At 66.1% G+C, this 11,635-nt stretch carries 13 protein-coding genes; 6 read left to right on the forward strand and 7 right to left on the reverse strand.

All coding sequences use genetic code 11. The features are described 5' to 3' along the window. Positions 1–81: 81 nt before the first annotated feature. Positions 82–1,146: a DUF222 domain-containing protein gene (locus IEW22_RS02630; RefSeq protein WP_188585047.1), complete on the reverse strand. Its 1,065-nt coding sequence runs from the start codon at positions 1,144–1,146 to the stop codon at positions 82–84. 350 nt (positions 1,147–1,496) lie between these two features. On the opposite strand from IEW22_RS02630, the gene IEW22_RS02635 reads away from it, so the two are divergent. After that, the gene (locus IEW22_RS02635) at positions 1,497–1,832 is read left to right on the forward strand and encodes an ArsR/SmtB family transcription factor (protein ID WP_188585048.1); all 336 of its coding nucleotides are present in this window, start codon (positions 1,497–1,499) and stop codon (positions 1,830–1,832) included. Then, positions 1,832–2,524, forward strand: a complete 693-nt coding sequence (locus IEW22_RS02640) for a cation transporter (RefSeq protein WP_188585049.1) — start codon at positions 1,832–1,834, stop codon at positions 2,522–2,524. The genes IEW22_RS02635 and IEW22_RS02640 overlap by 1 nt, the downstream gene beginning before the upstream one ends. 11 nt (positions 2,525–2,535) lie before the next feature. On the opposite strand, the gene IEW22_RS02645 is transcribed toward IEW22_RS02640, so the two are convergent. From IEW22_RS02645 to IEW22_RS02655, 3 genes are all read right to left on the reverse strand, one after another. Then, on the reverse strand, positions 2,536–3,396 hold the full coding sequence (locus tag IEW22_RS02645; RefSeq protein ID WP_188585050.1) for a hypothetical protein: 861 nt from the start codon (positions 3,394–3,396) through the stop codon (positions 2,536–2,538). Between the two features lie 300 nt (positions 3,397–3,696). After that, on the reverse strand, positions 3,697–4,692 hold the full coding sequence (locus IEW22_RS02650; protein WP_229742120.1) for a GNAT family N-acetyltransferase: 996 nt from the start codon (positions 4,690–4,692) through the stop codon (positions 3,697–3,699). Between the two features lie 23 nt (positions 4,693–4,715). After that, entirely contained in the window at positions 4,716–5,330 is a 615-nt protein-coding gene (locus tag IEW22_RS02655) for a peptide deformylase (protein ID WP_188585051.1), read from the reverse strand. Positions 5,331–5,588: 258 nt separating this feature from the next. On the opposite strand from IEW22_RS02655, the gene IEW22_RS02660 reads away from it, so the two are divergent. From IEW22_RS02660 to IEW22_RS02675, 4 genes are all read left to right on the forward strand, one after another. Continuing rightward, positions 5,589–5,966, forward strand: a complete 378-nt coding sequence (locus IEW22_RS02660; RefSeq protein ID WP_188585052.1) for a DUF3263 domain-containing protein — start codon at positions 5,589–5,591, stop codon at positions 5,964–5,966. A 62-nt stretch (positions 5,967–6,028) separates the two neighbouring features. Next, the gene (locus IEW22_RS02665) at positions 6,029–6,550 is read left to right on the forward strand and encodes a LytR C-terminal domain-containing protein (protein ID WP_188585053.1); all 522 of its coding nucleotides are present in this window, start codon (positions 6,029–6,031) and stop codon (positions 6,548–6,550) included. A gap of 156 nt (positions 6,551–6,706) precedes the next feature. Continuing rightward, positions 6,707–7,312, forward strand: a complete 606-nt coding sequence (locus IEW22_RS02670; protein WP_188585054.1) for a superoxide dismutase family protein — start codon at positions 6,707–6,709, stop codon at positions 7,310–7,312. A 50-nt stretch (positions 7,313–7,362) separates the two neighbouring features. Continuing rightward, entirely contained in the window at positions 7,363–8,511 is a 1,149-nt protein-coding gene (locus IEW22_RS02675) for a glutamate--cysteine ligase (protein WP_188585055.1), read from the forward strand. 26 nt (positions 8,512–8,537) lie between these two features. Here the strand turns inward: IEW22_RS02675 and IEW22_RS02680 are convergent, their stop codons facing one another. From IEW22_RS02680 to mnhG, 3 genes are all read right to left on the reverse strand, one after another. Continuing rightward, complete coding sequence (locus IEW22_RS02680) at positions 8,538–9,812, reverse strand: PucR family transcriptional regulator (protein WP_188585056.1); 1,275 nt, start codon at positions 9,810–9,812, stop codon at positions 8,538–8,540. Between the two features lie 120 nt (positions 9,813–9,932). Further along, positions 9,933–11,300 (reverse strand): ABC1 kinase family protein, encoded by a 1,368-nt coding sequence (locus tag IEW22_RS02685; protein ID WP_188585057.1) that lies wholly within the window; start codon positions 11,298–11,300, stop codon positions 9,933–9,935. Next, positions 11,293–11,625 carry a monovalent cation/H(+) antiporter subunit G gene (mnhG, locus tag IEW22_RS02690; RefSeq protein WP_188585058.1) on the reverse strand — a complete coding sequence of 111 codons (333 nt, stop codon included), beginning with the start codon at positions 11,623–11,625 and terminating at the stop codon, positions 11,293–11,295. Before mnhG ends, IEW22_RS02685 begins: the two co-directional genes overlap by 8 nt. Between the last annotated feature and the right edge of the window lie 10 nt (positions 11,626–11,635).

An 11,635-nucleotide genomic window follows, 5' to 3' on the forward strand; every position in this document is an offset into this window, starting at 1 on the left:
GGAAACAAGCCCTCGCTCAACTCGCCCTAGCCTACCCCGACCGAATCAACCCCTACCTCTAACCCACACGAGCACAACTACTTACACAAAAATCTTGACAAGCTCAACAGGTTCAGCGGGCTCGGGGTCCTCCAGGGCACTGCCGGCATCGGACCCCTCGACCAGTGTGGGCTCGGCGTCATCCACCTCGGTCGCAGTCGGCACCGTGGCAGCCGAGGCAGCGGCTTCCGAATCAGCCTCAACCGCAGAAGGTTCCGCAGCCTCCGGCTCTGGTTCGTCGAGTGTCGCGGCTTCGGTGATCACATGAATGATCACCTGTGCTTCAGCGGCTTGCACCATCGCCGGCGCGGGGATTGTGGCATCACAATCGTCACCGCGGTCGCACTGGCACTCGAACAACTCGCCGGACAACAGGGCGAACACCGCATCCGACCGGCGGGCTCCTTCCCGGCGCGGATCAGACTCGCACACACTGCTCGCGAGGGCATCGACGCGGGCGGCGGCGACACGGACGTTTTCGGCGGTCATCGACGCATGCAGGACCGCCATGCCGTCACCGGCGTTCTCGGCCCAGACTCTACGGTCCTCGACGGAAGCTTTACGGCGTTCCCGGACGGCGGCAGGGTCGTGGCGGAACACAATCCGGTCACACACATCCCGCAGGCGTTGCAACGACCAGCTGCCCTGCCGCCGCAACGCGTTGGCCAACTCCTGGTCGACCAGGGGTGCGTAGTCCTGCCCGCCGACCAGTGCGGTGCGGGCGATGACCGTCCGGATGTGTCCGCCGGTGATCACCCCGTCATGCAGGCAGTGCGCCACCTGCGGAAGGCCCGCGAACAGGTGCGCGGCGTCCATCAACTCGGTTTCCACACCGGCTTGACTGCGACCGAGCATCATCGCGATCTCATTCGCCGCACGCGCATGCGCGTCAAACACGCGCTGGTCAGAGTCCATGTACGGGGCGACCAGCCGTTCGAAGACCTCGGCCATCGCCCGCAACCGGTGCCAGTCCATCAACGCCCCAGCACGCCGTGCCCGAACGACGACCGCACCCAGACCGGCAGCATCCACCTCATCGAGAGACTCGGGCAGTCCCAATGCGGAGAGATCCGGCTCCACGTCAGCAGACTCTGCATCAACAGACATTGGAACCCCCTCCCGGCGGATGAACGTGACTCGAACCATCTATCGAATACATGTTCGAGTGTACTGGGAAAATCCCAGCCCGACAAGGGAAATCAACCCCGAATTACGAGCACTCCCAAGATCATTCACGTGAATGACACGGACTGACAGGGTGTGATGTATCGAGACATCAGGCGCGGTTCTGCATCAGGACAGAGGTGACAGTCGGTGCCGCAGGACTCCGGCGACGGGTGGGGCGGGGGCCGCCGACGCACCTTCTTCTCTGGCTCGTCATCGAGCGTCATCGGGCGACACCGACTCAGCGTCGTACAGGATTCCCTGAATACAGAATCGCATGTACTGTGTGGCTTGTGGACACGGTTGCTGTGAGTCAGCGTGATGCGCTGACAAGGTTTGGGTACGCGTTGTCTGACTCGACGCGCACGCAGGTGCTGTTGCGGCTCCGTGGCGGGGGAGGGTATCCAGCGGCGTTGGCCGAGGACATCGGGGTGTCACGCCAGGTGTTGTCGAACCATCTTGCTTGCCTGCGGGGATGTGGACTTGTTGTTTCGGTACCCGAAGGTCGTCGCACCCGGTACGAGTTGACCGATGGCCGGATCGCCCACGCCTTGGATGACTTGCTCGCTTTGGTCCTCGTAGTCGACCCGACGTGCTGTCCACACTCCGACGAGCAGGGATGCTGCTGATGGCCGCTGAACTCGGTCTACCGTCGGTGGGTCGACCGACTCTCGACTGTGCGCGTCGGAAGTCGTTGCAGCGCCGCATCCGCTGGTTCGTTGCGGCGACCATCACCTACAACGTCATCGAGGCCATCATCGCGATCAGCGAGGGCGCGAGGGTGTCCTCGGGGGCGCTGATCGGTTTCGGTCTGGATTCGGTGATCGAGGTCGCTTCGGCTGCCGCGATTGTGTGGCAGTTTGCCGGTTCGGATCCTGAGCGGCGCGAGAAGATAGCTCTGCGGATCATCGCGTTCTCCTTTTTCACCCTGGCCGCCTATGTCGGTATCGACTCGTTTCGGTCCCTGCTCGGCGTCGGTGGCGAGGCGCGGCATTCCTCGGTCGGCATCGCACTGGCAGCGGTGAGTTTGCTGATCATGCCAGTGTTGTCGTGGGCCGAACGCCGCGCCGGCCGCGAGCTCGGCTCGTTGAGCGCGGTGGCCGACTCCGCACAGACGCTGCTGTGCACATATCTGTCGGCAGTGTTGCTGGTCGGGCTAATCCTCAACAGCCTGCTCGGCTGGTCGTGGGCTGACCCGGTCGCCGCCCTTGTCATTGCCGTGATCGCAGTTCGTGAGGGCATCAACGCCTGGCGCGGCGACCCATGCTGCACACCCGGTATCGGCCAGCACGCCGTCGGGTCCGACAACTGCAACTGCTGACCGAAACCCGTTCAGGCGGCCTGTGATTCGGTGAGTTCAGGCCAGGCGCCGATCATATTCTCCGGTGTCGAGGCCTTGCGATCGGCGTCGTCGACGATGCACCCTGCCATCCGATGCGACGAGAGCCACCGTGCCGCACTGTCGGGATGTGTTGTGGCGACCGCTGACCCTGCGAGCGCGAGCAGCGCCGAATCCGCCAGCACCGCAATGCGCGAGTGTGCATCGAGGCGACGTACCGCGAGCGCGTGCTGGCATGGAAGTGTCAGCGGCGCAGCAGAATTCCCGATCCCCGAGATCCGCCAGCCGTCGCTGGGCGCAGTGCCGGCTGCAGTCGTCACCTCCACCGTCGACGTGCGTACGGTGACCTTGGCTCCGTAGCCGAGCCGGTCGGTGAGTGTCCTGGCGATGTCGTCGGCGAGAAACGCGGGCAGGACATCATCGAGGATGAAGTCATATCCGGGTTCGAGGGTGATGATCCCGTCGCCGATGTCGGCGCGGTGCCAGCTGGGCACGCTGCGCTGATCGTCGAGCTCGAGACCCTCGCGGACACTCGAACGGCGCAGCCATGCGAACCGACCGGTCCGTGGCGTCTGTTCGGTGGGCCGCACCGCGCGCACGGCACCGTCGGTGAGGTCGGCGGCCAGCAGAGCCTCGGTCACCACGCGGTGCAGCAGGGTGCTCACCAGCACCGGCGCACCCTCGGCGACCGAGAACGCATGGACCTCGGAGTTCTCGTCATCGGCGTCGACCGTGCGGAACAGCGCCTGTGCAGATTCGCGGGCGATGGCGATCGCCGACCGAAGCACGGCGGGTTCGGTCACCGACACCTCGATCTCGGCGGCTTCGGTGTGAACAAGTGCGGTGGCGATCATGGCTTCTACCTCTGGCTGTGTCTCGATCTACACCCTCATGCTTCGCCGCAAACCTGGGTGCACGCTGTGAGCCGTCGACGACGCGCCTGAGTGTTCGGCGACCCGCGTGTTCGACTACGCCGCCGCGCGCCCGCCCGGGGTGACCCGCCGGGGAGATCGCGCCGATCACATGCGTGATTGCCCTCAATGGTCGCCGTATCCGCTGCTCTCGGCCACTCGTAGGGGCAGGACGAAGGCGAGAAGTGGGTCACATCGCTGGTGCGACCGTGTGCCCCGAGGCACCACGTCCGGGACGCCTCCTCAGAGCCGTTGATATCCGTACGTGTGATGGAGCCCGAAACCGCGACGGCGATACATCGCGGCTGCCACGATATTGTCGGCCTCCACCTGCAGATAGGCGTCCGAGGCGGACGATCCCCAGCCGATGAGACTCTCCAGAACCGCTCGCGCGAGGCCGCGTCGCCTCATGTCGGGTGCGGTCCAGACGGCCGAGATGCCCAGCCACAGCCGAGCGTCGTGTCCACGGGTCAGCGCTGCGCGTCCGGTCGCCACCGTCCGCCCCTCGGTCCGCACCGACGCGAAGGTCAGCGAGCCGTCGACCACCGACGCCACCACATCACCGACCACTGCGGCGTCATTCGAGGACTCGCGGTAGGACTGTCCGTAGGCGCTGACCCAGGCGTCGTCGGGAACCGTCGACAGCTCGACCGCCGCTGTCTTCCCTGCGCTCGCCTGATCCGCGACCGCCTGGGCTGCCGCGCTCGCCGTCAGCTCGGCGAGCGATGCGGTCAGTACCGCGACCGGTGCGCTGAGATCGCGCTGATCGATGTGGCGCGCGGGGATGAGCCGGTCGATCACCGCGAGCTGTCCGTCGATGCCACGGTCGGCGTACCACGCCCGCATCGCCGACCGGGACTCGTCATCGAGACGGGCACCCTGAGCCAGCGGCACCGCGGAATTCGCGCGGCGGGTGAACCCGTGACCGGCACGCACGAACCACCCGTCGACATCGACCTGTTCGCATCCCGGCCATGCATGCGCTGCGGCATATTCGAGGCTGCGGATGTCGGAGTTGCGCACCGGATGTCGCGACAGCAGTCGCACGTGCTCGACCAGTCGCCGCGGAATGGCGACCGATTCGCCGTCGCGCTCGACCAGCATCGGGTCGGCGTCGTCGACCAGCACACCGGTCACGTCGGACAGCCGTGCGCCCTGCGCGTTGCGCCAATCGGCGGGCGCACCCTCGGCCAGCCGGAACCGGACGACCACCCGGTCGCCGATCATCGGTGCGATCACGACGGTCCCGAACTCACCGGGCGTCAGTCTTCGTCGTCGTCATCGTGGCCGAACGGGTCCTCCACGGTCCCCGGTGTCCACGACAGGCCGGGCACGCCCCAGCCCTCACGCTTGATGGTCTTCTTGGCGGCGCGGGCGTTGCGTCCGATGAGTACGTCGACGTAGAGGAAACCGTCGAGGTGGCCGGTCTCGTGCTGGAGCATCCGGGCGAAGAAGCCGTGGCCCTCGATCTCGACCTTGTCTCCGTTGCGGTCCACGCCGGTCACCCGTGCCCAGTCGGCGCGACCGGTGGGGAACTGCTCGCCGGGCACCGACAGGCACCCCTCTACGTCGTCCTCGGGGTCGGGCATGGTCTCGGGGATCTCGGAAGTCTCCAACACCGGGTTGATCACCTCGCCGCGCCGGCGCTTGGCCGAGCGGTCCTCGCCGTCGGGGCAGTCGTAGACGAACATCCGCCGGTCGTCGCCGACCTGGTTGGCGGCCAGGCCGACCCCGTGGGCAGCGTCCATCGTGTCGAACATGTCGTCGAGCAGGGCGACGGTCTCGGCCGACGGCCGGCCGTTCTCGTCGAGCTCCACCGGCACGGTCGGCTTGTGCAGAACAGGTTCACCGATGATGCAGATGGGGAGAATCGCCATGCCGGACAGATTACTGGGGCACCCGATGCTCCCGGATGCCGCCTCGTCCGCACCCTTCCCGGCACCTGCGTCGAGGTGGCGGCAGAGCGCGCTGAACTCACCGCCGGCCGGCCGCCCCGCTCATCGTGTCGGGCGCCGGTTCGTGAGCTGCTGCGTGGTTAGATATTGACGAACCACACCGATGTAGTTCGTCGCGCGGCCCGCAGGTGTGCGTGAACCGGTGATGGATGTGAAGAACCCAAACCGCGAGGGAGCGAGATGGACGGCGCAACTGCGCGAAGCCAGAAGCAGTCCGGCCAGGCAGCAGGCAACGACAACGACGCTGCGGCGCAGGGGAATGCGAACGGCCCGTCCGTCGACCCGAATTCGGTGGGTGAGGACGGGCTGACCCGCCGCGAACACGACGTCCTCGCCTTCGAGCGGCAGTGGTGGAAATACGCCGGCGCCAAGGAAGAGGCTATCAAGGAACTCTTCGGGCTCTCGGCGACGCGCTACTACCAGATCCTCAATGCTCTTGTCGATCGTCCTGAAGCGCTCGCCGCCGATCCGATGCTGGTCAAACGTCTGCGCCGACTCCGAGCCAGCCGGCAGAAGGCACGTGCGGCTCGTCGGCTCGGTTTCGACATCACCGACTGAGGCGCTGTCGGATTCGCTTCGATCGTCGGACCCGGCGTGCGCTCGACTATGGTGTGGACTCGATGAACTCCGATCGTGACTCGAACAAGCTTCCGCTGCGTGCCGCGGCGATGGTCCTGTTGGCCGTGGCCATCGTCTTCGTGGGCCTCGGCTGGCATTCGCTCGCCTCGACGAGCTCCTCCGACAAGCCGGTGGCGGCTGCCTCGGAATCCGCGGTGACCACCTCGGCCGCCCCCAGCACGGAGAAATCTGCCCCGTCCTCGGATGCCGCGGATGCCTCGGGAACGACCTCGGCGAGCGTCGCTCCCGCCGACGCGCCGGATGTGTGTATCTACAACGCGGGCACGATCTCGGGCCTGGCCACCGACTACCGCGAGAAGGTCACCGGCCTCGGCTACCAGGTGAGTTCGGTGGGCAACTTCAGCAGTCCGAGCATCACCGAGAACACGGTGTTCTACACCAGCTCACAGCGTGCGGCCGCGACTGCACTGGCCTCGTCGCTCGGCAATGTGAGCACCGACGCACGTCCGTCGTCGTTCACCCTGTGCCGGAGCGGCATGGCGCTGGTGGTCGTCTCGCGCTGATGACGACCACGCCTCCCGCCGATCCGGCGCCGGCGGCGGGGAGTGCGAGACGCGAGGGCCGATGAGGATATGATTCGCGTGCCGGTCACAGACGCCGCCGACGGCGGTCGATCCGTCCGGGCACGACATCGACGCCACGAAGGGGTTCGCACGCACATGACGCACCGAACGCTTGCTCGACTCGGACACGGCCGCACCGGAATTGCTCGTGTCGGTATCGCCGCCGTCTCGGTTGCGGCACTGGGCCTGGTCATCGCCGGCTGTGACAACGGCGAGGATCCCACCTCGTCGAAGGGCACGACCCCGTCGGTGGTCGACAAGGAAGCCGCGCTTCCCGGCGCCTCGGTGCAGGAAACCCCGACCACCGGCGAGGCCACGACCGGAGCCGGCGGTGTGGTGACGGCATCGCTGAAGACCACCAGCGGCGCCTCTGCGGGCACCGTACGTTTCGGCAACGACTCCGGCGCCACCCACATCGACATCAAGCTCGAGAACCTGCGGCCCGGTGAGCACACACTGGCGATCCATCAGCTCAACGCCTGCGTCGCCGCCGACGACTTCGCGTCGGCAGGCAGCCCGATCGCCTCGGCGGGCACCATCAACGTCAACGTGAACGCCAACGGCGCGGGTGCACTGGTCACGTCGACCGACGCGGTGAAGCTCGACGACCTCGCCGGCAAGACCGTGGTGGTCACCGACGAGTCCTCGGGTGCGCAGGACGCATCCACCGCCGTCGCCTGCGGCGTCATCGGCGCCGCCTGAGAGCTGTGTCACGGCCGCCCCGGCCTGACCACGACGCACCGACGACCGACATGGCCGCCACACCTTCGCCTCGCGTGATCGAGCCGATCGAGTTCAACGCTTCTCCGGCACCCACGCTCGGCGTGGAGTGGGAACTCGCACTGGTCGACAAGCAGACCCGCGATCTGTCCAACACCGCAGCCGAACTGATCGACCGGGCCCGTGCGGTCGACGACACGCTGCGCGACCGTATCCATCACGAGTTGCTGCGCAACACGGTCGAACTCGTGACGGGGGTGTGCACCACCGTGGCCGAGGCGATGGACGACCTGTCGACTGCACTGGCCGCGGTGCGCGCGGTCGGTGACGACCTGGGCGTGGACCTCTACGGCGCGGGCACTCATCCCTTTGCCCAGTGGTCCACCCAGCTGCTCACTCCCGGGCACCGCTACGCCGAGCTGATCGAGCGCACGCAGTGGTGGGGGCGTCAGATGCTCATCTGGGGCGTTCACGTGCACGTCGGGATCGGTCACCGCGACAAGGTCTTACCGATTCTCAACGCATTGCTGAGTCACTATCCGCACCTGCTCGCGCTGTCGGCGTCCTCGCCGATGTGGTCCGAACAGGACACCGGATATGCGAGCAATCGCGCGATGATGTTCCAGCAGCTGCCCACCGCGGGGCTGCCGTTCCAGTTCGCCAACTGGCATGAGTTCGAAGCCTTCGTCGCCGATCAGAAGACCACCGGCATCATCGACGACATCAGCGAGATCCGTTGGGACATCAGGCCTGCGCCGCGGCTGGGCACGATCGAGGTGCGGGTCTGCGACGGTGTGTCGAATATGACCGAGCTCTCGGCACTCGTGGCGCTCATCCATTGTCTGGTTGTCGACCTCGACCACCGCATCGACGCGGGTGAGACCTTGCCGAATATGGCGCCCTGGCTGGTGCAGGAGAACAAGTGGCGCGCAGCGCGGTACGGGCTCGAGGCGGTGGTGATCCTCGACTCCGACCTCACCGAGGAGCTCGTGACCGAGGATCTCGAGCGACTACTGGTGCGTCTGGAACCTGTTGCGCAAGAACTACACTGCGCCGACGAGCTCGCCGCGGTGGCCGATATCCCGCGGCGCCGGGGCGCCTATCAGCGTCAGCACGAGGTGTATGCGCGAGCCGGTGATCTGCGCGCGGTCGTGGGGTCGGTGGTCGACGAACTGCGGTGAGCGCCGGGTGTCGATGCGGCGGTGGCTCATTCGCCGCCGGAGCCGCCTTCGAGATCGCGTGCCAGCAGTGCCACATGAGCGCGTGAGATCCCCTCGGGGAAGGCGAGGTCGATACCTGTCGTCGCCGCGATCCGCCGCAACCGGTAGTCCACGGTGTTGGGGTGGATGTGCATCTGCCGTCCGGTCGACTTGCGGTTGAGACCCGTCGCGAGATGGGTGCGCAGCGTGTCGAGAAGCTCGGGATGACTGTCGAGCGGTTCGAGCAGCGAGGCCAGATGTGCCCGGGCGGGGCCGGGACGGGTGATCTGATATTCGACGAGAAGGTCGGCCAGCCCGTACAGCCCGTCGGGCTTGCCGATGGCACGAACCAGATCCATCAATTCGTGAGCGCGCTCGGAGAGTTCGGGAATCTGGTCGGTCGCGCCGCAGACCACCGTTGCGGTCACCGGGACCTCGGCCACACACGACAGCTGCGCCAGACGTTCGGGGGTGATCCGTGGAGCCGAACCGTCATCGGGGATCAGCAGGGTGCCACCGGAGATCGACAGCAGATACAGCGCCGAGGAGGTGAACAGATCGCCGATCGCCGCCTGCAGCCTGCGCAGTTTGCGGCGGGCCACGGTGGTGGAGTTCAACCGAGGATTGTGCTCGTCGGGATGCGGTGGGACCGTCAGCGCGACCACCTGATAGCGGGGGGCGACCGTCACGCCGGTCTGGCGTGCCAGCGACGCCGTCGCATGTCCGGACAGCAACGCCGAGACCAACGTCTGTGCCGCGGCGTGATGGGCGCCGGCCACCAGTCGCTGCTCTTCGACGTAGGCGGAGGCGACCGTGCGCGTCACGAGGCTCAGGAGCTCGATCAGCAACTTCATTGCCGACACGAGATCGCCGACGTCATCGGAGCGCGCCTTGTCGGTGACGAGTTCGAAGCCGAACCGCATCCCCTCGTGATAGGTCACCAGGATCGTGCCCAACGGCACACCTTCGCGGGCCCACTGCGCCGCAGACTCGCGGATGGTGGTCAGTTCCGACTCGTCGGGCAGTTGCCCGCTGTCGAGCATGTCGATCGCCAGTTGCAGGCAGATCTGGGTGATGAGAGTGACATCGCCGCGCATCTCCTCACCCGGCAGGGTGTGGCAGGCGGCGACGTTGTCGGCGAAGTGACCGACCAATTGTGATGCGAGGCTAACGGTGTCGCGAAGGCTTGCCGACGCGGGCACCCCGGCCACGGTCAGTGCCGGGTGCGGCGCCTCGGTCATCTCGGTGCCGATGGGCACCGCGGAATACGAGTCAACCGACATTCGAACAACTCCCCAGCTAGCCGTTCGGCGGCCCCACCGCGCCGCACGGAATATTTGTGTTCCACCACACTAGGACACGCAGCCCGTCCACGACGCCGGTTTTGTGAACTTTGACAAAAACTAGCGCCCGGATCGCCAGTGCTGATCGAATTCTCCGAGCTCGGTACCGGCAATCGCGTTGTCGAGCCATTCCGCCTCGATGCGGAACCAGTTGTGAGTGGCCTGCAGTTGCCCGAGCATAGCGCAGGTGTGGAATTCCGCGCGACGGGCGAACACATGGTCCTCGGGCAGTGACTGCCGGCGCGCGTCGCCGAAATGTCGTGACGACGGATGAACCGCGGCGACGAAGGTGGAGTTGGCCACCTCCGGGGTGATGGTGAGGACGGCGTCATCGATGTGCCACCACGCGGCATCTCGAATGTAGGCGAGGATCTCGGCCGAGCTCAGATCGTCCCCGGAGACCAGTATCCCGGCCTCGTTCAACACTTTTCGCAGTGCATCTCCATCGCCGGCGCGTGCGCACCGCAGCACACTGCGCTCGAGTTCGGTGGATCGGGCCGGCATCGTCTTGTACAGACCGAAGTCGAGGAAGGCCACCCTGCCGTCGTCGGCGAGCCGGACATTGCCCGGATGTGGATCGCCGCAGAACCCGCCGTCGAGATAGGCTCCGCCGCAGTAGAATCGGTAGATCGTCTCGCCCACTTGATTGCGGGTGTCGGCATCGAGGGTGACGATCTCGTTGAATCCCACCCCGTTGACGTATTCGGTCACCAAAACGTCTCGGGTACACAGCTGCTCGACCACATCGGGAACGAGGATGAACGGGTGGCCCCGATACCGTTGGGCCACTTGATGTTGCATCCGCGCCTCGTGGATGTAGTCGAGTTCCTCACGCAGGTGACCGGTCACCTCGCCGATGATCGAGTCCATGTCGGTGTGGGGGAGCAGGCGTCGTGAGATGCGCAGTACGGTCGAGAGATTGCGGAGATCGGACTCGATGATGGTGTCGATCTCGGGATATTTGACCTTGACCGCGACCTGGCGCCCGTCGCGCAGCACCGCCCGGTAAACCTGCCCGATCGAGGCCGCCGCGACCGCCGGGGTGTCGATGTGGGCGAATGCGCTCATCCGCGCGCCGAGGGATGTGCGCAGCCTGTCGAGCATGATCGTGTCGTCCACCGCGGGTGCGGTGTCGCGCAACACGGCGAGTTTGCGTGAGAACTGATCGCGGGACTCCGGGGGTATGAGATCGAGATCGAGCAGCGAGAGCATCTGCCCGACCTTCATCGCCGCACCCTTCATCGACCCCAGCACGTCGACCAACTCGTCGGCGGTGGTCAGGGCGTCGCGTTGCATGCGGCGCGCCACCTCGTCGGGGTCGCGACCGAGTGTGGCCACGCGTGTGCGGGCATGTCTGCCGATCGAGCGTGCGGCCACCTGCCCGAGGCCGGCGCCGCGAGACACCCGCGAGGTCGGCAGATCAGTCACTGCGCCCGGTCTCCATCTCGTCGGTCTCGATCAGGTTGTCGCGCATGCGCTGCTCCTGATAAGCGAGACGGCCGATGCGGTGTGCCACCACGGGGGCGGTGATGATCATGAACAGTCCCGACAACACGAGCATCCCCGAGTCGACACTGCTGCCGAGTTTGATCAGCGCACCGATGAGGATGATCAGCAGTCCGAAGGTCTGCGGTTTGGTGGCGGCGTGCATCCGGGTGAGGGTGTCAGGAAAACGCAGCACGCCGATCGCCGCGGTCAGCGCCATCAGCGACCCGACGATCATGAACACCGCCACGATGATGTCTGCAATCAATTTCCAGCCC

Source organism: Gordonia jinhuaensis (assembly GCF_014639795.1).
Taxonomy (GTDB): domain Bacteria; phylum Actinomycetota; class Actinomycetes; order Mycobacteriales; family Mycobacteriaceae; genus Gordonia_B; species Gordonia_B jinhuaensis.